At 32.3% G+C, this 22,931-nt stretch carries 21 protein-coding genes and 1 tRNA gene; 7 read left to right on the forward strand and 15 right to left on the reverse strand.

Annotation, left to right across the window (positions count from 1 at the left end; translation table 11 throughout):
* Positions 1 to 115: 115 nt before the first annotated feature.
* Positions 116 to 814, forward strand: a complete 699-nt coding sequence (locus RH82_RS16015; RefSeq protein WP_052158395.1) for a transposase — start codon at positions 116 to 118, stop codon at positions 812 to 814.
* Between the two features lie 262 nt (positions 815 to 1,076).
* Positions 1,077 to 1,211 carry a hypothetical protein gene (locus RH82_RS19030; RefSeq protein WP_262494887.1) on the forward strand — a complete coding sequence of 45 codons (135 nt, stop codon included), beginning with the start codon at positions 1,077 to 1,079 and terminating at the stop codon, positions 1,209 to 1,211.
* Between the two features lie 545 nt (positions 1,212 to 1,756).
* On the opposite strand, the gene RH82_RS16025 is transcribed toward RH82_RS19030, so the two are convergent.
* Positions 1,757 to 2,023 carry a hypothetical protein gene (locus tag RH82_RS16025; protein ID WP_034062281.1) on the reverse strand — a complete coding sequence of 89 codons (267 nt, stop codon included), beginning with the start codon at positions 2,021 to 2,023 and terminating at the stop codon, positions 1,757 to 1,759.
* 190 nt (positions 2,024 to 2,213) lie between these two features.
* Positions 2,214 to 2,876 carry a hypothetical protein gene (locus RH82_RS16030; protein WP_034062283.1) on the reverse strand — a complete coding sequence of 221 codons (663 nt, stop codon included), beginning with the start codon at positions 2,874 to 2,876 and terminating at the stop codon, positions 2,214 to 2,216.
* Positions 2,877 to 2,992: 116 nt separating this feature from the next.
* Here RH82_RS16030 and RH82_RS16035 point away from each other — a divergent pair, with 116 nt between their 5' ends.
* The 5 genes from RH82_RS16035 (at position 2,993) to rpe (ending at position 7,561) form a co-directional block, all read left to right on the forward strand.
* Positions 2,993 to 3,961: a hypothetical protein gene (locus RH82_RS16035; protein WP_034062285.1), complete on the forward strand. Its 969-nt coding sequence runs from the start codon at positions 2,993 to 2,995 to the stop codon at positions 3,959 to 3,961.
* Positions 3,962 to 4,059: 98 nt separating this feature from the next.
* On the forward strand, positions 4,060 to 5,055 hold the full coding sequence (gene lpxD / locus RH82_RS16040; RefSeq protein WP_034062286.1) for a UDP-3-O-(3-hydroxymyristoyl)glucosamine N-acyltransferase: 996 nt from the start codon (positions 4,060 to 4,062) through the stop codon (positions 5,053 to 5,055).
* Between the two features lie 289 nt (positions 5,056 to 5,344).
* Positions 5,345 to 6,208, forward strand: a complete 864-nt coding sequence (locus RH82_RS16045) for a sigma-70 family RNA polymerase sigma factor (RefSeq protein WP_034062287.1) — start codon at positions 5,345 to 5,347, stop codon at positions 6,206 to 6,208.
* 241 nt (positions 6,209 to 6,449) lie between these two features.
* The gene (locus RH82_RS16050) at positions 6,450 to 6,860 is read left to right on the forward strand and encodes a BLUF domain-containing protein (RefSeq protein WP_034062288.1); all 411 of its coding nucleotides are present in this window, start codon (positions 6,450 to 6,452) and stop codon (positions 6,858 to 6,860) included.
* 38 nt (positions 6,861 to 6,898) lie between these two features.
* A complete protein-coding gene (gene rpe, locus RH82_RS16055; protein ID WP_034062290.1) occupies positions 6,899 to 7,561 on the forward strand; it encodes a ribulose-phosphate 3-epimerase in 663 nt (220 codons plus the stop codon).
* Between the two features lie 58 nt (positions 7,562 to 7,619).
* On the opposite strand, the gene RH82_RS16060 is transcribed toward rpe, so the two are convergent.
* The 13 genes from RH82_RS16060 to mraY all read right to left on the reverse strand — a co-directional run bounded on the left by RH82_RS16060 (position 7,620) and on the right by mraY (position 22,910).
* On the reverse strand, positions 7,620 to 8,039 hold the full coding sequence (locus RH82_RS16060) for a CBS domain-containing protein (RefSeq protein ID WP_034062291.1): 420 nt from the start codon (positions 8,037 to 8,039) through the stop codon (positions 7,620 to 7,622).
* A gap of 81 nt (positions 8,040 to 8,120) precedes the next feature.
* Positions 8,121 to 8,999 (reverse strand): zinc-dependent peptidase, encoded by an 879-nt coding sequence (locus RH82_RS16065; protein ID WP_034062552.1) that lies wholly within the window; start codon positions 8,997 to 8,999, stop codon positions 8,121 to 8,123.
* Between the two features lie 288 nt (positions 9,000 to 9,287).
* A tRNA-Arg gene (locus RH82_RS16070) sits at positions 9,288 to 9,361 on the reverse strand.
* Positions 9,362 to 9,368: 7 nt separating this feature from the next.
* The gene (locus RH82_RS16075) at positions 9,369 to 11,297 is read right to left on the reverse strand and encodes an O-antigen ligase family protein (protein WP_162182468.1); all 1,929 of its coding nucleotides are present in this window, start codon (positions 11,295 to 11,297) and stop codon (positions 9,369 to 9,371) included.
* Between the two features lie 500 nt (positions 11,298 to 11,797).
* Complete coding sequence (locus RH82_RS16080; protein ID WP_034062294.1) at positions 11,798 to 12,250, reverse strand: GatB/YqeY domain-containing protein; 453 nt, start codon at positions 12,248 to 12,250, stop codon at positions 11,798 to 11,800.
* A 151-nt stretch (positions 12,251 to 12,401) separates the two neighbouring features.
* On the reverse strand, positions 12,402 to 14,378 hold the full coding sequence (gene ftsZ / locus RH82_RS16085) for a cell division protein FtsZ (RefSeq protein WP_034062296.1): 1,977 nt from the start codon (positions 14,376 to 14,378) through the stop codon (positions 12,402 to 12,404).
* Positions 14,379 to 14,458: 80 nt separating this feature from the next.
* Entirely contained in the window at positions 14,459 to 15,778 is a 1,320-nt protein-coding gene (gene ftsA, locus RH82_RS16090; protein WP_034062298.1) for a cell division protein FtsA, read from the reverse strand.
* 3 nt (positions 15,779 to 15,781) lie between these two features.
* Positions 15,782 to 16,501 carry a cell division protein FtsQ/DivIB gene (locus RH82_RS16095; RefSeq protein WP_034062301.1) on the reverse strand — a complete coding sequence of 240 codons (720 nt, stop codon included), beginning with the start codon at positions 16,499 to 16,501 and terminating at the stop codon, positions 15,782 to 15,784.
* A complete protein-coding gene (gene murC / locus RH82_RS16100) occupies positions 16,498 to 17,841 on the reverse strand; it encodes a UDP-N-acetylmuramate--L-alanine ligase (protein ID WP_034062304.1) in 1,344 nt (447 codons plus the stop codon). The genes RH82_RS16095 and murC overlap by 4 nt, the downstream gene beginning before the upstream one ends.
* A 1-nt stretch (position 17,842) precedes the next feature.
* The gene (gene murG, locus RH82_RS16105) at positions 17,843 to 18,937 is read right to left on the reverse strand and encodes an undecaprenyldiphospho-muramoylpentapeptide beta-N-acetylglucosaminyltransferase (protein ID WP_034062306.1); all 1,095 of its coding nucleotides are present in this window, start codon (positions 18,935 to 18,937) and stop codon (positions 17,843 to 17,845) included.
* The gene (locus RH82_RS16110; protein ID WP_034062309.1) at positions 18,938 to 20,140 is read right to left on the reverse strand and encodes an FtsW/RodA/SpoVE family cell cycle protein; all 1,203 of its coding nucleotides are present in this window, start codon (positions 20,138 to 20,140) and stop codon (positions 18,938 to 18,940) included.
* A gap of 98 nt (positions 20,141 to 20,238) precedes the next feature.
* Complete coding sequence (gene murD / locus RH82_RS16115; RefSeq protein ID WP_034062311.1) at positions 20,239 to 21,570, reverse strand: UDP-N-acetylmuramoyl-L-alanine--D-glutamate ligase; 1,332 nt, start codon at positions 21,568 to 21,570, stop codon at positions 20,239 to 20,241.
* 107 nt (positions 21,571 to 21,677) lie between these two features.
* Positions 21,678 to 22,910: a phospho-N-acetylmuramoyl-pentapeptide-transferase gene (mraY, locus tag RH82_RS16120; protein ID WP_034062313.1), complete on the reverse strand. Its 1,233-nt coding sequence runs from the start codon at positions 22,908 to 22,910 to the stop codon at positions 21,678 to 21,680.
* Positions 22,911 to 22,931: the final 21 nt, after the last annotated feature.

The following is a 22,931-nucleotide window of genomic DNA, read 5'->3' on the forward strand; positions in this document are numbered from 1 at the left end:
GTAGACCATAAACATAAAATCCCTATTGATTACGATCTCACCAATAATAACGATAAGCACGCTATGACTTCCATGGTAGAAAATGCGATTGAAATAGTGGGTAACAACACCTTTGATGCTGTATTTTGATAAAGGTTATTATACTGCGGAGCAAATTCATAAATCTCAAAAACTTGGAGTAACCACTCACGTTTGTGTTCCTAACCCTGCTTCTAATGCTCCTGATAAAGCCTATAATGTTAGTGAATTTATTTACAATAAAGCACAAGACACTTATTGCTGTCCTGCCGGTGAAACATTAAAAACTAATGGAAATTGGTACAACAAAAGAGTGTATCGAGTAAAACAATATAAAACCAAAAATTGTAAATTATGTCCAGTAAAAAACGATTGCACCAAAGCCAAATATCAAAGAATCATTGAACGACACGAGTTTGCAGAGGCGCTCGATATAAACAAAAATAACATTAGCAAAAATCCAGAAATATACGCACAAAGACAAGCCATAGTAGAGCATCCTTTTGGCACTATGAAAAGGCAATGGGGATTTGACCACATTATGACCAAACGAACCAAAGAAAGAGCCTCTGCGGACGTTGGCTTTATTTTCATTGCATACAATCTAAAAAGAATTATGAATAGTATTGGTATTGATCGATTGATCAAACATATCATCTTATTTTGGCTAGAAATAGGTGTAAAAAAACGCCTAAATAAGCTTTTAAAGTCTTTTGAACACTTAAAAAAGTTAACTGTATATTTTATTGAAAATGCATCCCCTAAAAGTACAACCAAACAAATAGCTTATTTTTGAATAAATTCATAAAATTATTGGCGGTTTTTAGACGAACTGACGTTGTGCAACATTATGACCCGTCCTGAAATAAGGCTACATAATTTTAAACATTATGTATAGAAATGACAAAGTAATTAGACGTTACAGTGAACCTTTTAAATTAAAAATTTTAGCCGAACTTACAATTGAAAAACACACAAAGAGCGAACTTTGTAAACTCTACTCTATCGCACCTACAACTGTGAATGTGTGAATTAAAAAGTACAATCGTAAAGACTTAATGAATACCAGAGTAAAAGTGGAAACTAAAGACGAAATATCAAGAATTAAAGGGCTTCAAAAAGAAATAGAACAGCTTAAAAAGCTACTACTTAAAAAGGATTTAGATGCCATGGCACAGGATTGTTATCTTTAAGTAGCTGCTGAAGATCTTGGCTATAAATCAGTTAATGAACTAAAAAAAAGCTAAGTATAAAACCTTAATTAAAGCTAAAGAGAAATCTAAGAGATTTGCTTCTTTAACAACTACAACCCATTGTTTCGGGCTTAAACGCAATGCTTATTACAAGCATAAAAACAGAGCTGATAAGCATGTACACCTAGAACAACACATTATAAACATTGTTAGAAAAAGACGCAAATCTCTTCGTAGAGAAGGTGTGAGAAAACTTACCAAATCGTTAAAAATAGATTTTAATAAAGCCAATATTAAAGTTGGCAGGGACACGCTATTTATTATTCTTAAAAAAAACCTAACTTTATACACAACAAAAAACCGTTGAAGAGAACTTCAACGGTTTAATTTAATTTATTATAAACCTGTCAAGCTATTTCAGGACGACTCAATTCTAATAAACTCAAAGGAAGTATTATAAGTACCTCCTGCTGCAAACACAAAAAATGCAGCACCAAAATTATCATAAGCAGTATTAACTATAAGTTGTCCAGATTTGATAACACCTATTCTTCTTTTATTTTCCTGGCAACCTGAAAAACATATGGAATACCATTACATTCTCTAAATTTATTATCTAAGCAAAACATACCTTTTTTAAGTTTACCCTTTATTCTCTGCTCTCTAATAAGCTTTGTGTTTTCGAATAATTTCACAGATAAAAATTCATCTTCAATTACTTTTAATTTAACAAAATACTCGTTTTCAGAATAAACTATCCGACTCAGTTTGTCTTGTTGTTTCCATACCAAATTGGTGATTTCATTATACAAGTCTACATATGTAATTTGTGCAGAATGACTACCAAACTTTTGCTTGGTTGTAAGTTATAAGTACCATCTAATGTCTTTAGTTTAGAAACCTTATTGTGTACCTTTTTAAGGTCCCGTTTACTAAAAGATGAACAATTACTTAATGTCGCAACTAATAATAAGCATATGATTTTTTTCATGTCTATTGGTATTAAAAACTATACATAATTCTGGGCGTTAAACTAATAGAACCAATATTCTCGCGAAGCGCACCTTCTACTTTATAAGGAGAATAGTTTAAACCAAAGCTAAACGTTAGTTGCTCGTTATTTTTAAAAGTTTTAATATAGTCTAACGAAGGCGAAGCTAATATCGCCGAGACAACTTCATACTTTTCGTTATCTTCATCACTTCCAGTATAAAACGGGTTTCTAGAATCGGTTTTTATTATAGAAAGACCTAATCCAAAACCAACATGCAATTGCGAAGTCCTTGAAGTGCTTATATTTTTCTTGAATCTAAGCATTGGGTTAAACATAAATGTAGCCTTAACTTGAACAGTATCTATCGTTCGCACATATTTAAACGACTCTTTTTGATCTGGAACTACAAACTGCAATGCTAATTCTAATGACTTTTTTTGAGTTACCGGAAAATCAAGACTTAATTCTACTAAAGGTGAAACGCCAAAATAATCTTTTAAATTACCTTGAGGCAATAAAACGCCTGCGCCAATTTTAAAAGTGACTCTTTTAAAATAATCTTGAGAAGCATCATGATATTGATTACTATTGGTAACGTAAACCGCATCGTTTTGAGAATTACCAAAATGACAAACACCTAAAAAGCCTAATACTAAAATTAATTTTTTCATAATTATTGTTTTAAATTCAAGTCAAAATTATTGCTATAATCGCATTTTAAATCAACTTAATTACGAATCACAAAACTATTATTTGCGATAATCACAAATAATGAATACATTTGAGTATGTATCAAACTACTTTTCTTGAATATTTAAAAAATGAATTACCAGAAAACACATCTACAATAGAAGCCGTTGCCACGGCTTTAGAGATTAGTTACGATGCTGCACATAGACGCGTGAGTTTAAAAAGCAAATTCTCGTTAGATGAAACTATTGTTTTGTCCAAATACTACAATCTATCTTTAGATCGCCTATTTGAAACGACCTCTACAGAGTTTGTAACTATAGAAAAAACAAAACACATAGAAACGGAAACGGAACTGCAACTCTATTTTGAAGATTCTTACCACTCGCTTGTTCCCCTATTAAAAGAAAAGGATTGCTCTATTTTATATTCGGCTAAGGATATTCCGTTGTTTTATAATTTAAATGGTGATGCTTTAAGTAGATTTAAATATTACGTTTGGTTAAAACTTTTAAACCCCAAATTGGCAACAAAAAGCTTTGAAAACTTTGCTCCTAGTTCTACTTTAATCGAAGCTGGTAAAAAACTTGGGAGCTTGTATAACAATTTGAATACAGAAGAAATTTGGGATATTACGTCTATAAATAGTACGTTAAAACAAATTCATTTTTATTTTCATGCGGGACAGGTTTCTATAGAGACTGCTTTATATTTATGCGACTTGCTAAAAAAATTGATGGATACCATTGCTTCCAAACTGCTAAATAACACGGTAGAATTTAAGTTGTACTATAATGAATTGCATTTAATGAATAATAATGTATTAGTTAACACTCCACATGCACAAATGCTATATGTACCATTTACTTTATTATCTTATTACAAAACAAGCGACAAGCATACGTGCAAGGAAGCTGAAGCCTTTTTAAAGAAACAACTACAGAATTCTAAACTCCTAAATACTGCAGGAGAAAAAGAACGTAATACTTTTTTTAATAAAATTTATGCTAAAATTAATGCGCTAAAAAAATTAATAGAAGCCACTCAAGTTTTAGATTTTGAATAAGCGACCTCTAAATGTGTTTAATTTCTAAAATTAATATAGATTTCACTTTTTTTTCTTTAGATTTAAAAAAACTTACAAATCAATAACAAAAATTAAAAATGGCATCCTACTCTATAAGTGAAATCAACAACCTTTTAAAAGGTGAATTAATAGGTAATACCACTCAAAAAATTGAAGGTCCCGAGGAATTACAAAAAGCAAGCTGTAATCAAATCACATTTATTGGAAGTAATAAATATGCCAAATATTGGCAAGATTCAAAAGCCTGTGCTGCCCTTGTTAGTAATAATTTAAAAATTGAACCTGGCGATAATCGTGCTTTTATTAAAGTAAACAATGTGGATTTAGCTATGGCAAAAATACTGGAGCTTTTTAATCTTCCAGCACCTGTTTTTGATACCGATATACATCCAACTGCCGTGATACACGATACTGCAAAAATTGGTGATGGTTGCAAAATTGGCCCAAATTGTTATGTAGGTAAAGATGTTGAATTAGGAAACGGAGTCGTTTTATATCCAAATGTTTGTGTCTTTGATGAAACCACTATAGGAGATAATACTATTGTTTGGTCTGGAACTATTATACGTGAACGCTGTATTATTGGTAGTCATTGTATTTTTCACACCAATGTAAGTATTGGCGCAGATGGATTTGGATATAGACCTAGTGAAGATGGTAGAGGACTGGTAAAAATACCACAGATAGGAAATGTAATTATTGGGCATTATGTTGAAATTGGTGCCAATTCATGTGTTGATAGAGCGAAATTTAGCTCCACTATTATTGGTGATGGCTGTAAAATTGACAACTTAGTACAAGTAGCCCATAACAGTGTTATGGGACGTTCTTGTATTATGGCAGGACATAGTGGTCTTGCGGGTTCTGTTACTTTGGGTGATGGTGTAATTATTGGCGGAAGTGCCTCTATAAAAGACCATACTACAATACATTCTGGCGCTACAGTTGGTGCTGGATCGGGAGTGATGAATGATGTGGAAGCCGGTAAAACTGTTTTAGGATATCCTGCACAAGATGCGAGAGAGATGCTAAAACAATGGGTGGCTGTAAGACGCTTTATGAAAAATCAATAACTAACCTTATTAGAGCATTAACACTTTTAAAAAAACGTATTGAAATTAGTGACACTTTTAGTTTTGAGTAAACCACTTGAGTAATCGCGTTAAGGATAGCAGTGGCATCCTTTTTTATTAAAAAAGATATAACGTATAGCCTGACGTTTTTAAACCATTTATTGGTTTAAAAAGGGAACGCTAAAAAAAAACAAACCTTTTTGTAACAAAATGTACCCTTTATGCGTATAACTAGTGATAGTAATTTATTCACTCCTATTTACGTAGGAATTAATCACAACTTACATACATGAGACAACTTAAAATTACCAAGCAGGTTACAAATCGTGAGACCGCATCGTTAGATAAATATCTACAAGAAATTGGAAAAGTTGACTTAATTACCGCAGACGAAGAAGTAGAATTAGCACAACGTATTAAGGCTGGCGACCAATTGGCTCTCGAGAAATTGACTAAGGCAAACTTACGTTTCGTAGTTTCGGTAGCTAAGCAATACCAAAATCAAGGTTTAACGTTACCAGATTTAATTAACGAAGGTAATTTAGGGTTAATAAAAGCTGCTCAACGTTTTGATGAAACGCGTGGTTTTAAATTTATCTCTTATGCTGTATGGTGGATTAGACAATCTATTTTACAAGCATTAGCAGAACAGTCTCGTATTGTACGTTTACCATTAAACAAGATTGGTTCTATTAACAAAATAAACAAAACTTTTGCCTTTTTAGAGCAAGCACATGAGCGTCCGCCAAGTGCTGAGGAGATTGCAAAAGAGTTAGATATGACTATTAACGACGTCAAGGAATCTATGAAGAATTCTGGACGTCACGTAAGTATGGATGCACCTTTAGTTGAAGGTGAAGATTCTAACTTATACGATGTACTAAACTCTGGCGAGTCGCCAAATCCAGATCGTAACTTATTACATGAGTCTTTACGTACTGAAATTGAGCGTGCTCTTGAAACTTTAACACCTCGTGAGGCAGATGTTATTAGATTATACTTTGGTTTAGGAAACCAACACCCAATGACTTTAGAAGAAATTGGTGAAACTTTCGATTTAACACGTGAGCGTGTAAGACAAATTAAAGAAAAAGCGATTCGTAGATTAAAACATACGTCTAGAAGTAAAATATTAAAAACTTACTTAGGATAATATATCCCAAGTTATCCCAACAAACAGTTATTCATAACTGTTCGTTTTTTGATTGATGAAAGAACCCGAAGCTGATTACTTCGGGTTCACTCATTTTACAGATTTACCTTTTCTAGCTTATTAGGAAAAAAGGCTTTTATCGATTAAATTTGCATTTAATCGATAAATATTATTCATATGTGTTTAAAAAACCTTTTATAAACATTTTAACCTTTTTTAGTAATTCAAAATATTACTATATATGTTAAAATCTATTTGCTACAGAAGTTCTCTTAATAAAGAACTTTCTATTCTTGAGACAGAACACCTATTCGATGTCTGTAAAAAGAATAACGACAGCCTTAATTTAAAAGGATTACTGTATAAATGTGATTCTTGTTTTTTTCAAATTATAGAAGGCCCAAAAGCACATATAGATGCATTATACACTAAAATAAAAAGCGACAAAAGGCATAAGGATATTAAAGTGCTATTAAACCAACCTATTAAAGAGTTTACCTTTAGTAATTTTACCACTGGATATTCTAATGTTGAAGAACTAGACACCATATTTGGCCTTCAAGAATATCATTTCTATATGGAAACCTTAGATTTACCATTAAAAGAAGAATTTTTAGAGATTATGTCAAATCTTTTCAGTGTTGACTTATAAAAGTATTAGTTTTGCTAAACACTTTAAAATTCTACAAAATGTCTTCAAAACTAATAGCTCCTTCAATGCTTGCTGCCGATTTTGGCAATTTACAACGCGATACAGAAATGGTTAACAATAGTGATGCCGATTGGTTTCACATAGATGTTATGGATGGTCATTTTGTACCAAACATTTCTTACGGAATGCCAGTGATTGCTGCTATTAAAAAACATGCCACCAAGCCATTAGATGTGCATTTAATGATTGAAAAGCCTGAGCGCTATATTGAAGACTTTGCCAAAGTTGGAGCAGATATTATTACGGTCCATCACGAATCTACTGTGCATTTGCATAGAACCTTGCGCCAAATTAAAGATGCGGGCTGCAAAGCTGGAATCGTTTTAAATTTAACAACACCAGTTTCCGTTTTAGAAGATATTTTACCCGAATGTTATATGATATTATTAATGTCTATTAATCCTGGTTTTGGTGGTCAAAAATTTGAAGACATCACATACCAGCGCGTAAAGAAATTACGTAAAATGATTAATAATCAAGGTTTAGATACTAAAATAGAAATTGATGGTGGTGTAACCGATAAAAATATTGAAAAATTAGTTGCTGCTGGAGCAGATGTTTTTGTTGCTGGAAGTCATGTTTTTAAAAGTAGTGACCAAACCGAGACAATTAAAAAACTGAGGTTGTTAGCAAACTCATAACCCTAAAAAAGGCTTCAAAATTATTTGAAGCCTTTTTTATTAATTATACTTACTATTATTAAAACTGTTTAATTAAATAATTAATTAAATCTGTAGTTGTTACAATACCAGTTAGACTATTATTATCGACTACTGGTAAAGCATGAAATTCTTTTTTTGCTAAAATTTCTGCAACCTCTTTTATTGTGGTGTCGCTAGATACGGTTTCTAACTTTTTTGCCATTACTTGTTCTACAGTAAACATATTATATACTACAGTATCTACATTTCTAGCGTTATCGTCTATAGCATCTGCAAAACTAATCCTAAGCAAATCTGTATAACTTAACATTCCAATTATTGCCTCTCCACTTACTACTGGAATGTGTCTAATTTTATGGAATTTAAACAACTCTTCTGCACGCTCTAAATCATCTGTAATATTTAATGTAATAACATTTCCTGTCATTATTTCTGAAACTGGTGTTCTTTTTTTCATCTTAATTAGCTTTTAAATTCACTATTAAAATTAGTACTAATTAAGCTCAAAAAGCATGACAAAAGTCATTAGAACAAGAAATTAATAACCTGCAAAATTAAAGTTGAGCATCATTTTAACTTTGCCGTAAATATTAGGAAATTGAGATCTAAATTCTGAAGGAGTTTCAATAAAATTCTCAACTAAAACCGAAATAAATTCAAATTGGTTTTCGAAAGCATATGCTCTAAAATACCCTGAAGAGATTAGTTTTTGTTTCAAGGCATCATCCGCATCTAAATCTCTGGTAAGTTCCAGAAATGTATCTAAAAATATCGCAGCACTTGTATTATACCGTCTAGACTTTAAAAATGAAAAGTGTAACGCGTGAATACATTCATGAACTCCTAAATTCAAGTTATCATCTTCTATTGCATATCCTTTTATAAAATCTTCCCAAGAGAAAATTAATGCGTTATAGCCCATATTAAATTCTCCTTTGTGCCATTGTTGATTGATAGTGGAAAAGTAGGTTCGTGGGTATATAACAACTTTATCTATACACTGTATTTTATAATCTCTAAAACCAAAAGTAATTTTCGTTGCTGTTGCAGCAATCTTAACTTTCATAGCATTAGTTACTTCAATTTCTTTACCAATAAATTCCCAGTTATTTATAAAATATTGAATACGATGCTCAAAATTCTTTCTTTCTATTGGATTTAATTTATTGTAAAAAGAAAACTCTTGTTTAAGAATTAATCTATAATTTTGAGAGAGCTTCTTTTTTCTAAAATAAAAATGTATAAAAAACTGTTTCTTTTTAAAAAACTCTACAAAAGCCATTTCAAAAAATAAGAAAACACCACGAGAAATGATGAAAACCACAAGAAAAGCAGTTATTACACCTAAAAGTATAACAACTATTTTAAAGACTAAAGGAGACTCTTGCTTTTGTAAAAGAGATACAATCTTTAACATATTAGTATTCATGGAATTTTATTAATAACCGTGGAAGGACAAATATCAAACTTTCTGAATGAGGATATAAATATAATTATATCAAAATGAAAACACATAGGAGATTGACAACTAAAGTGTTTTTTTTTAAATAAGTGAACGTAGTTTGTAAAACTATTTCTCAACACTTATTTTGATTAATATTTACGTCTTTATTGAATAAAAAAAAGCGCATTATTAAAAGACTACAATAAACATTTAGTAAATAAAAAGACTCAAAGATTTCTCTTTAAGCCTTAGAATAATTAGTGACTCTGGCAGGATTCAAACCTGCAACCGCTGGAGCCGAAATCCAGTGCGCTATTCAGTTGCGCCACAGAGCCATTAGTTTTACAAATTTAACATTATAGGATCAATTTTCACCGCTAAAGGAAATCCTTTTTTATAACTTTTAGTAAAATTAGATTTAGCCTTTTCAATGTCATCTAGTTTAAAGTAACTGAAACCAATATTATACTCTGGTTTTCCATCATGAATTAAATTGGAGTTCACAACTTTTTCTAAATAAAATATCGCTTTGGTATAGTTTTTTAGCTTAACCTCTACAAGTCCCAATTTGTATTTAGACGCTATATTAGTACTATCTATTTCTAACACTTTTAAATAAGCTTCTTTTGAAGCTTCAAATTTGGACTCATCGAATAACGTATTTCCTAGGTTATAAAAATGTGATCTTTTCCTTAACTGCTCTGTATCAAAATCTAATTTAACTGGTTGCTTTTTAGCTTTATCCAACATCACCTCTTGAAGCTGTTTTTTATAAGTTAAAAGTATGTTGTTATTAGGGTTAAGCATTAATAAAGAATCTGTTTTTTTAAGCACTAAGTTATCATCTCGCTTATACTTCCTAATTGCTTCGGCATAATTCATCCAACACAGATAATTATCATTTTTAACTTCTAAATGTTTTTTAAAAGCTTGAAATATAGCAGTAGTATCTTTCTTATATTCATAAATTTTCTTCAGAATAGTAAAGTTCATGTCATAAGCAGGGAAAACATCAAAAACTAATTTAGAATAAAGCAATGTGCTATCTACATTCTGCTTTGAATCGTAGACTGTTACCAGCAAATATTTAGGATAAAAACGGTTGGGTAATCTTTTTATTGAAGCATTTAAATGATTTATAGCTAGGTCGTACTTTTTTTCCTTTATAGCAAAAATTGCTAAAACATCATCATTGCTCATTCCTACCTGATTGAACTCAGGGAATGATTTTATTTCATTTAGAGCTTCATTATATTTTATAGTAAAACCATCGTTAAAAGCATTTTTACTTTGAATTTGCTGAATCAATTTAAACTGAGTAACGGATGCAGAATAATCCATAAAACTAATAACTATTAAACCAACAGATAAAACAATTGCAACATAAGATCCATTTTTAATTGTTTTAGTTTCAGCTCCTTTTAGACCTGATTCTGCATTACAATTATGATAATAAGCTAAAACTAATGCTATAAGAACTGCAAAAAGAAGCTGAACTGGTGGTCTATCATGAGGAAAATTAAAAAATGCATCTATTACATAAGCTATTAAAGCTATTATTAGCGTAGCATAAATCATTTTATTTTCATTCGCAGAATTCTTAAATAGTTTTAGTGCAAAAAAAACAATTATAATTATGTAAGCCAAATAAAACAGAAAACCAAATAATCCTGTCTCTGCTAAATATTTTAAATAATCGTTATGTACGCGTTTATAAAAAGCAACACCATCTCCTTTACTAATCTTCAAAAGCTCTTCTTTAGATGTAAATTTCCAATTACCAATACCTACTCCAAGCCATGGGTTTCTTTTAAAATCTTTTAATGCTGAAATCCATAACCGATCTCTACCAGTAGTATTGGTTAACTTAATTTTTTCATTTTCATCCTTATACACAAAATCTTTACCCTTTGTAAAAAACATCTCCTTAGTTGTATTACCCTTTTTTTTGTATATATTATTAGGTAACGTGGATAAATAAGTGCCCGCAATAGCGACAATGACCAGTATTACAATATTTAAAAAAGATTTTCTAACAGAAAACTTATTGTATATAAAATAAAATAAAGAGAAGAAAACTAATTGAATAGCTATAGTTAGAGCTGCAGTTCTTGCTCCAATTAAAAAAACACTAGCTATGGAAATTATTGGCAATATTAAAAATATGTATTTTTTAACACCTTCTAACTTGTAAAAAACATAAAGAACAAAAGGAAACTTTAATGCTATCGATACAGCTAATACATTTACATGACCGTAGTTATGAGGCATACCTATCAAAAATTCAGTAGACCTAAGTGTAGAATAATTGAAAAAGAAATAATAAAAAGTTTCAAAAACCTCTATTAAGAGAAAAAATAAAACTATTGTAGCTACACACAAAAAATTAATTTTTGTTTTTATAAAAAGTATAAAAAGTATAAAAACACTTATTACAAAAACTACTATTCTAGCAATACTTAACACACTCTCACTAAGCACTATACTTTTAAAGGTAGATAATACCGAAATTAAAATAAACCCTATTAAACATGCAAAAAAAGCCTTAATAGGTGGTTTCAATTTAAAATTAAAATAGACCTTTTGATTAAAAATAAAATAGACTAACACTACTAAGTTTAAAACACTGACATATAGCCATTGTAGTGAAGAAAAATCAAGAGAATTATAAGAACTAATTCTTGGCACCAACATGTATAATATAAATATTATATAATGTATAATGTTTTTATTAACCTTTTCCATTTTTTAAACCTTAAAGAATATATTGGCTATAAAGACAATTTGTTTTTTACAATATTAGATATCGTTTTGCCATCTGCCCGTCCTGCAACAACTTGATTAACAATCCCCATTACTTTACCCATGTCTTTCATGCCCGTTGCTCCAGTTTTAGCAATCGCATCTTCAACTAGTTTTGTTATCTCTTCTTCACTTAAAGCTTCCGGTAAAAACTGAGCTATTACTTTTGCTTCAGCTAATTCTGGCCCTGCTAAATCTTCTCTACCTTGCTCTTGAAATATAGCCGCGCTGTCCTTACGTTGCTTAACTTGTTTTTGTAATATTTTAAGCTCTTGTTCTTCTGTTAGCTCTTGCTTTGCTCCAGTTTCCGTTTGTGCCAATAAAATTGCAGATTTTACCGCTCTTAAAGCTGTTAACGCTACTGTATCTTTACTTTTCATTGCCGCTTTTAAGGCTGTCATTATATTTACTGTTAAACTCATTTTGAAATTGTTTTAGGATTACGAAGATATGAAAAAGTAAGCAGTCGTTAGTACTCCGTTTACAGTCTTCTATTAGACACAAAAAACCCAAAGCATTTATAAATGTTTTGGGTTTGCAAAAAGATTAAATGTCTTGTTTATCAAAAACTACTTAATCAACATTATCATGTAAAAATGAATTATTATTTCTTAACTGAATATCATCATTATCATCTATGCTTAAGGTTGTTTTAGACACATTTCCTTCAGAAGATGAATGCTGAGTTTCATCTAAATTTAAACCCTGACGCTTATAAGCAGGCGTGTTTTCTATATCATCAATTTTAGAAGCAATGAATTTATGGTTAAACGATTTCATTTTTCGTCGTCTATCATCCGCTCTATCTTTTAAAATATCAGAAATAGAACTGTTCATTGGATCTAAATCCTCCTCTAGAGTTTCAACAACTTCTTCTTTAGTAATTACTTTCTTTTCAAAAACAATTTCTTCATCTACAAGGTCCTGAACTTTGGCCGTTTTCTGACTTTTACTTAGTGCTAAATTCTCTTCCTCATAATCATCTAAAGCATAACGTACTTCTTCATTTTCACGTACTTCTGTAACAGGTATTACTTCTACGTGGTTGTTAACTTCTATGCCGTTTAAATCGAGAATAACATTGCCTTCAGATTCTAGTTCTCCTAAAACATTCTCTTCTTTTATAGGCAAATCAAAACTTAACGTTATTTGTTGTTTTTCTTCTTCCTCCTCATTAATTTCAATAGTTTTAAAACTACCTGTATTATTTTCAGTTGAAGTTATAACAAACTCTTCATCAGTATTAAATGTAGCTAATACTTCATCATAAACAATATCAATGTTTTTTATAACTTCAGTTGTAGGAATTAGTCCTAACTCTTCCAAAGTCACACTTCTTTGTTTGTTTACCAAGTTCATTTGCATCTTACTTAGAGGATCTTCAGTATCTTCATCTAAATCTAAAGTATGTTTTACAACTTTTGGTGGTTCTGGTTTTTCTAATACAACATTTACTGCAACAACCTCCGGAGAAGGTTTGCTAGGCGTTAATTTTTTTTCAATACTTTGGTCTTCTTCTAAAGGATGAATAACTTTTTTAGTTTCCGTATTAGAGATTTCGTCTTGTTGTTCTATATTAAAACCCGTAGCAATAATAGTTACTGCAATAGACTCTTCTAGAGCTTCATCTTCACCAACACCCATAATTATGTTTGCTCCATGTCCTGCTTCGGCCTGAATGTGATCGTTAATCTCTCCAATCTCGTCGATAGTAATTTCTTGAGAACCAGAAACGATTAGCAACAATACGTTTTTAGCTCCAGCAATTTTATTATCGTTTAACAATGGCGAATCTAATGCTTTAGAAATAGCATCTTGAGCTCTATTTTGTCCTGAAGATGTAGAAGATCCCATTATTGCCGTTCCACTATTACTTAATACAGTCTTCGCATCGCGTAAATCAATGTTTTGTGTGTAGTGATGTGTAATGACTTCTGCAATACCACGTGCAGCAGTAGATAACACTTCGTCTGCTTTAGAGAAACCGGCTTTAAAGCCAAGGTTTCCATAAACTTCACGTAGTTTATTATTATTTATTACAATAAGTGAATCGACTTCATTCCTTAATTTTTCGATACCTTCTTGCGACTGCTGAATACGCATTTTACCTTCAAATTGAAAGGGCATTGTTACAATTCCAACCGTTAAAATGTCTAATTCTTTAGCCATTTTTGCAATAATTGGCGCTGCACCTGTTCCTGTACCACCACCCATTCCAGCAGTTATAAACACCATCTTTGTGTTGGTCCCTAACATTTGCAGAATATCATCGTAGCTTTCCTCAGCAGATTCTTTACCTACATTTGGGTTTGCTCCTGCTCCCAATCCTTCTGTAAGATTAAGACCTAATTGGATTTTGTTAGGAACACCACTGTTTTGTAGTGCTTGTGCATCTGTATTACAGATTACAAAATCTACTCCTTTAATGCCTTGTTGAAACATGTGGTTAATAGCATTGCTACCACCTCCACCAACACCAATAACCTTGATGACGTTAGATTGATTTTTAGGTAAATCAAAGGCGATACTTTCGAATTCTTTGTTGCTCATAAAATTCTATTTTTGTTGCTAGGCAACGGTTTATATTTATATTATTCTTATTAAAGCGTTGTGGTACAGCGCCTTTTTTATTATTCTGCGTTATCTAAAAAATCTTTTACACGCTCTGTTAGCGCATCTAAAAAAGAACGTTTCTGTTTTTTTGGTGGCTCGACTACTTGTTCTTCTTCAATCTCAACTTCTGGTTCACCTACAGCTATTTCTTCTTCAACAGCTTCAGCTTTCACACGCTCTTGACGCTTTAACCCATCCATAACTAAACCCACTGCTGTGGCAAATAAAGGACTTGTAATAGCATCATCACTGTCACCTGCCAAATGCTCGTTTGGATAGCCCACTCGAGTATCCATTCCTGTGATATATTCAACCAATTGCTTTAAGTGTTTTAACTGACTTCCTCCACCTGTTAATACAATTCCTGCAATTAGTTTTTTCTTTTGTTCTTCGTGACCGTAGTTTTTAATTTCTACATACACTTGCTCAACAATTTCTACTACTCTAGCATGAATAATTTTAGATAGATTTTTAAGTGTAATTTCCTTAGGTTCTCTTCCACGTAAACCGGGAATAGATACAATCTCATTATCTTTATTTTCTCCTGGCCATGCAGAACCAAACTTTATTTTTAATAATTCGGCTTGCTTTTCAATAATTGAACAGCCTTCTTTTATGTCTTCTGTAATTACATTTCCTCCAAACGGTATTACCGCTGTATGGCGTATAATACCATCTCTAAAAATGGCTAAATCTGTTGTTCCTCCACCTATATCAATTAATGCGACACCAGCTTCCTTTTCCTCTTGACTTAGCACAGCATTGGCTGATGCCAAAGGCCCTAATGTAATACCTTCTAATTCTAAACCTGCGCTTTTTACGCAGCGACCAACATTTCTAATAGATGAGACTTGACCAACAACAACATGGAAATTGGCTTCCAATCGTCCGCCATACATTCCAATGGGTTCTTTTATTTCGGCTTGACCGTCAATTTTATATTCTTGAGGTAATACATGAATAATTTCTTCACCTGGTAACATTACCAATTTATGTACTTGATTTATTAAACGCTCAATATCCTCTTCGTCAATAACCGTATCAGAATCTGGTCTTGTAATGTAATCGCTATGCTGCAAACTGCGAATATGCTGTCCAGCGATACCAACAGTTACGCTTTCAATTTTTGTGGCAGCTGCCGCTTCAGCTTCCTGAATTGCTAATTGAATAGACTGAATAGTCTGAGTTATATTATTTACAACACCACGATGCACTCCTAAGCTTTTAGACTTACCAATGCCTAAAATCTCAACTTTGCCATATTCGTTTTTTTTACCAATCATCGCCACAATTTTTGTGGTTCCAATATCTAATCCAACTGCTAAATTCTGTTCCATAATTTATACTTTAGTGCAAACAACTTGGTTTTCAAATTGCAAATTCACTTTACTGTATTTTTTTAAACTTTTATCCTTCATTGCTTTTATATAAAAAGCTTTCAGATTGTTTATTTTTTTGTCTAAATACTCAAGTTTTCCAATCTGCACATTAAATTTGCATTGTCTCAACTTTAAATCAATAGACCTATCTTTATTTTGATGAATTTCTACAACATTCTTTTTCAAGAACTCATCATCCTCAATTCTGCGAGCAATTGTAAAAATAGTGCTCAAATCTTTTTTCGATACTTCGCCGGTTACAATAGGCACGCGCGCAGTATAGTTAGAAGACAAAGGCATATAACCACCTTTACTATCTATATAATAAGAGTCTGAATTTAAGACTCTTGCTATAGGTTTTTTTTGTTTTATTTTAGCTAAAAAACCGCCATTTACATTTAAAGAAATCTCAGCTTTTTCAATCATTGCATTAGAATCCAAGGCAAATTCTAAAGCATTCAAATCTAAAGTTTCTTTAGGCACACTCGCAAGAGGTTGCTGATTTTGTATTAACAATTTACTAACAGTCTCGTGAGTAATAAATGGTTTTTGCTCTTCTACAAACTCTATAGTTGTTTTTTTAACTTTTCGGCTACCATTTTTAGCTGAAGAAAAAGCAAACAAAAACACGACAACACCAAGTAACACGGCACCTTTTATGTAGTTCCAATTAATTCTCATGACAAAGCCTCTTTTATTTTACAAACTTCTGCACCAATATCTCCTGCACCTATTGTGAGAATAATTTTAGCTTTACTTTCTTTTATTTTTTTAATAATTTGAGATTTACTAATTAATTCCTTATTTGTATTGTTAATTTTACTTAAAAGCCATTGCGATGTAACACCTTCAATCGGCAATTCTCTTGCTGGATAAATATCTAACAAAAACACTTCATCAAATTGCGAAAGACTCTGTGCAAACTCGACTGCGAAATCTTTAGTTCTTGAAAACAAATGTGGCTGAAAAATGGCCAACACTCTATCTTCTGGATACATTTCTCGAACCGCCTGATGCACAGCCTTAATCTCTTCTGGATGATGAGCATAATCATCTATAAAAACAAGTTTATCAGTTTTTATGTGATAGGTAAAGCGACGCTTTACACCCTTATAAGACGTTAATGCTTTAGCAAGCTGAGGCGCTGGGACACCATATTCTATAGCCATCGCTAAAGCAATTAATGCATTCGACAAATTATGTCTACCGGGTAGGTTAAATTGAACTTGTTCTAACACTGTATTTGGTGTTTTAACATCAAACACATAAGCGCCATTATTTATTTTTATATTTTGAGCAGAATAGTCCGAATCATCTTCAATTCCATATGTAATCCCTTGTAAAGGCAAGCCATTTTTAACAAATAACTTCCCGTTTGGTTTTAGTTTTTTTGAAAAATCCTTGAAAGTTTTTATCAATTCTGAAGCATCACCATAAATATCTAAATGATCTGCATCCATAGAAGTAATACACGCTAAATCTGGTGATAATGTTAAAAACGAACGGTCAAACTCATCTGCCTCAACTACACTAACTTCATCTCCATTTAATATCAAATTAGAGTTGTAATTTTCGCTAATACCGCCTAAAAAAGCAGTTAACGGAACGTTACATTCTTTCATAATATGCCCAAGAATACTCGTTGTAGTCGTTTTTCCATGAGTTCCTGCAACAGCCAAACAAAATGTGTTTTCTGTAATCAAACCCAAAATTTCAGAGCGTTTTAAAACTTTAAAACCATTAGCTTTAAAGTAATTTAGTTGCTTATGTTCTTTAGGAATAGCAGGCGTGTAAACAACGAGTGTTTTATCTGAATCTAAGAATGAAGCATCTATAGCATCAAGACAATCTTCAAAACCCACCTGAACACCCAAGTTTTCAAGTGCATTTGTGATTTCTGTCTTCGTTTTATCATAACCAGCAACCTGTTTATTAGTTGCATTGAAATAGCGCGCAATAGCGCTCATTCCAATACCTCCAATACCAACAAAATAGATGTTATGTATACTGCCTATATTCATATTATTTTTTTAGAAGTTTCTCAACTTCATCTGCTATTTCTTTAGTTGCATTTACCAATGCTAATTTTTTAATATTATCACTTAATTGCTGTTGCTGTTCAGGTGAAGCAACCAACTGAGAGAATTTATTTTTAAAATCAACTTTCAAATCTTCTTGAGCAATCATTAAAGCCGCCTTTTCATCTACAATTGCTTTTGCATTCTTAGTTTGATGGTCTTCTGCGACATAAGGCGAAGGCACAAAAACTACTGGTTTACCCACAATACATAACTCTGAAACCGAACCTGCTCCTGCTCTTGATATTATAATATCTGCTGCCGCATAGGCATAATCGATATTATTTATAAATTGATGTACTTGCACATGTTTTATATCTCCATTAATTTTATAATCGTTGTAATACAATTTTCCTGTTTGCCAGATAATTTGAACTTGTTGCGTTTGCAAAAAATCCAACTCTCTTTTTAATAATTCGTTTATTGCCCTTGCTCCCAAACTCCCTCCTAATACCAACAATGTCTTTTTACCTTCAACTAAACCAAAAAACTTTATTGCTTCATTCCTTTTAGAATTGATGTCTAACAAATCTTGACGCACAGGATTTCCAGTTTTTAAGATTTTACTCTTCGGAAAAAAACGTTCCAAACCATCATAAGCCACACAAATTTTCTGAACCTTATTAGATAATAATTTATTTGTAATTCCTGGATAAGAATTCTGCTCTTGTATTAAACTCGGTATTCCTTTGGAAGCTGCCATTTGTAATAATGGTCCACTTGCAAAGCCTCCTGTTCCTATAGCAACTTCTGGCTGAAATTGCTTAATTATCTTTCTAGCATTCCATAAACTATTTATAAGCTTAAACGGAAACATTAAGTTTTTAAGCGTTAACCTTCTTTCAATTCCAGTAATCCATAAGCCTTTTATTTTATAACCTGCTTGCGGTACTTTTTCCATTTCCATTCTGTCTTTTGCCCCTACAAAAAGGAACTCTGCCTCTGGGAAACGGGATTTCAATTCGTTCGCAATAGCAATCGCAGGATAAATATGCCCTCCTGTTCCACCACCTGATAATATAATTTTATAATTACTCATTTATATTGCTTCAGAAAGAATCTCCAATGGACTCTGTTCGCTTCCTTCTTTGTTTTCTTTACCTTTTATCTCTTCTCTCTTAGCACTCACACTAAGTATTATCCCTATCGCTAAACAGGTCATCCAAATAGAGGTTCCTCCACTACTAATTAATGGTAAGGTTTGACCTGTAACCGGAAACAACTCAACTGCCACCGCCATATTAATCATGGCTTGAAATACAATTGGAATTCCTACACCAAGCACTAATAGCTTCCCAAAAATAGTATCCGCTTTTTGTGCAACTATTACTATTCTAAACAACAACCACATATATAACACCATTAAAAGCAGACCTCCAATAAGCCCGTATTCTTCTATAATTATAGCAAAAATAAAATCGGAAGACGATTGTGGTAAAAAGTTTTTTTGCGTACTCTTCCCAGGCCCAACGCCTGTTAATTCACCTGAAGCTATAGCTATTTTAGCTTTTTCAATTTGATAGCCTGCTTCTGTATCTCCATCATCTGAAAAACTCTCAATCCTACTCATCCAAGTATCTACACGATTAGGCATAGCATCTGGAAAAGCCTTTGCCACAGTAATAAATAACACCAAAGCTATAATTCCAACCCCTATAATCGCCAGTAAATATTGCCATGGATAACCTCCTAAAAACACAAGTACAACTACCATTAAAAAAATTAAGGCTGTGGTTGAAAAATTCGATGGCAGAATAAGTATTAAAACCAAGAATACAGGTATCCAAAGTGGTAATATCGAATCTTTAAAAGCTACTTTTTGGACTTCAATTTTCGACATATATCTAGCCACATAAACCATTAAAACTACTGCCGCTAAGGTGGATGTTTGAAACGACATATTTACAAAAGGAATACGAATCCAGCGGCTAGCATTAGCGCCTTCAATAGTTGCCCCTTGCAATATGGTTACAACCAATAACACTAATACTATTGGCAGCATGACTATAGACAAACCACGGAAATAACGATAGGGCACTTTATGCACGCCATACATAATAGAAAACCCTAAAAATAAGTGCATAAAGTGCTTTATAAAATATGAAAACGTATTTGTATTTCCACCAATGTTTACCAAATTACTCGCAGCACTGTACACAGGAAGGAATGAGAAAATAGCCAGTAACGCAGCTATTGCCCAGATTAATCGATCTCCTTTTATGTTTTTAAATACTTGTTGCATTATTTTCTTTTGTCATTCTGCGCTACTACGCAGAATCTATTTTCTTTTATTGTGGATTCCACATCTAGTGCGGAATGACAGACTGATTTCAAATACGCCTATAAATTTCTAACGGCATTTTTGAATTGCCTGCCTCTATCCTCATAGTTTTCAAACAAATCGAAACTTGCACAAGCAGGAGACAATAATACATTATCACCTGCTTCGGCTACTTTGTATGCGATTTTCACTGCTTCACTCATAAACTGAGTTTCAATAATAATATCAACCATATTTCCAAAGTTTTCCATTAGCTTTTCATTGTCTATGCCTAAACAAATAATAGCTTTTACTTTTTCGTTTATAAATGGGAACAACTCTGTATAATCATTTCCTTTATCTACTCCACCAACAATCCAAACCGTTGGCGCATCCATGCTTTCTAATGCATAATAAGTAGCATTCACATTTGTTGCTTTAGAATCGTTTACATATTGCACTTTATTAATTTTAAGCACTTGTTCCAAACGGTGCTCCACACCATGAAAGTTCTCTAAACTTTCGCGAATGGTTTGCTTTCTAATTTTTAATAAATGTGCTACTGTAGAAGCAGCCATTGCGTTTTTAATGTTGTGCTTCCCTTCTAAAGCAAGATTTTTTGTTGGCATAATTATTTGGTTGTTATCTATTGTTATTTTAATATTTTCGTTGTCTAAATACGCGCCATTTTCAATTGTTTTTATTAAGGAAAACGGTAATAATGTGGATTGAATAGTATTCTCTTTTAACCAGTTTGTAATCACTTGATCATCTGCATCATAAATCAAATAATCGTCTTTGGTTTGATTTAATGCAATCCTGAATTTTGAATCGATATAATTTTCAAACTTATAATCATAGCGATCTAAATGATCTGGCGTAATATTGGTAAGCACTGCTATATTTGGCTTAAAGTCTACAATGCCATCTAATTGAAAACTGCTAATTTCAAGTACATAGTTTTTAAAATCATCTTCCAAAACTTGCTTAGCAAAACTGTCGCCAATATTACCCGCTAAACCAACATTCAATTCTTGTTTTAGAATATGATGCGTTAGTGATGCTGTAGTTGTTTTTCCATTGCTTCCTGTAATACCAACTAAAGTTGCATTTGTATATTTGGCTGCAAATTCAATTTCAGAAATCACTGGAATATTTTTACCTATGAGTTTTTCAATTAAATCAACTTTATCAGGTATTCCTGGACTCTTCATTACAACATCTGCATTTAGAATTCTAGATGTCGTATGCTGTAACTCCTCCCATTCAATCTCATTATATATAAGAACTTCTTTATATTTTTCTTGTATTATTCCTTTATCTGAAACAAAAACATCATAGCCTTTTGCTTGCCCCAAAAGCGCAGTACCCACTCCACTTTCTCCTCCTCCAAGAATCACTAATTGTTTCATTTTTATTCTTTTTTATCTTTCCTGACTTTGCAGGAACGACAAACTCTTTTTATAATCAATGAAACACTTCGACAAGCTTAGCGTGACATTTAACTATTCTATTATCTTTATCTTAACTTCAAAGTAACAATTGATAAAATCGCCAGAAATATACCAACAATCCAAAAACGCGTTACTATTTTACTTTCGTGATAACCTCCTTTTTGAAAGTGATGATGAATTGGTGACATCTTAAAAATGCGTCGTCCCTCACCATATTTTTTCTTTGTGTATTTAAACCAACTTACCTGTAGAATTACAGAAAGTGACTCAGCAAAAAAGATTCCACATAACAATGGAATTAATAATTCTTTTCTAACAGCAATAGCTATTACTGCTATTACTCCTCCAATAGTTAGACTTCCTGTGTCGCCCATAAACACTTGTGCTGGATACGTATTGTACCATAGAAAACCAATTAATGCTCCCGCAAAAGCTGCTATAAACACCACTAGTTCTCCAAGTCTTGGAATAAACATGACGTTGAGATAATCTGAAAAGAAAATATTCCCGGAAACAAAGGCAAAAATAGCCAGGGTGAAAACAATTATGGCGGAACTTCCTGCTGCTAAACCATCTATACCATCGGTTAAATTAGCTCCATTTGACACTGCTGTTACAATAAAAATTACAATTGGAATAAACACTAACCAGGCATATTTTGCGTAGTCATCTCCAAACCATGTAACTATACTTGAGTAATCGAATTCGTTATCTTTTACAAAAGGAATAGTTGTTTTTAATGATTGCTCTGCAGGATTAAACTCTTTAGCAGAATTTTGAGTAACTAACTCTGTTCCATTAACAGGGTTTATTTTTTCAGTTTTAATAGTTACGTCGGGATGAAAGTACATCACTGCGCCAACAAATATCCCTAATCCAACTTGACCAAGCACTTTAAACTTACCACTTAAACCTCCTTTATCCTTTTTAAATACTTTAATATAATCATCTGTAAAACCAACTAACCCCATCCAAATCGTGGTTACAATAAGCATGATCACGTATATGTTTTCTAATTTCGCCAATAACAATACTGGAATTAACGTAGAGAAAATAATAATTAAACCACCCATTGTCGGCGTGCCTGCTTTTTCTGCCTGACCCTCTAAGCCTAAATCCCTAACCGATTCGCCTACTTGCATTTTTTGAAGCAATCGAATGATTCTCTTTCCGAAAATTGTAGAAAACAACAACGACAAGATAATTGCCAATGCAGCACGAAACGTGATATACTGAAACACACTTGCGCCTGTTAACTGGAATTGGTTTTCTAAATATTCGAATAGGTAGTATAGCATATTCTATTTTTTATTCATTTA

This window comes from Lacinutrix jangbogonensis, from assembly GCF_000797445.1.
Classification (GTDB): domain Bacteria; phylum Bacteroidota; class Bacteroidia; order Flavobacteriales; family Flavobacteriaceae; genus Lacinutrix; species Lacinutrix jangbogonensis.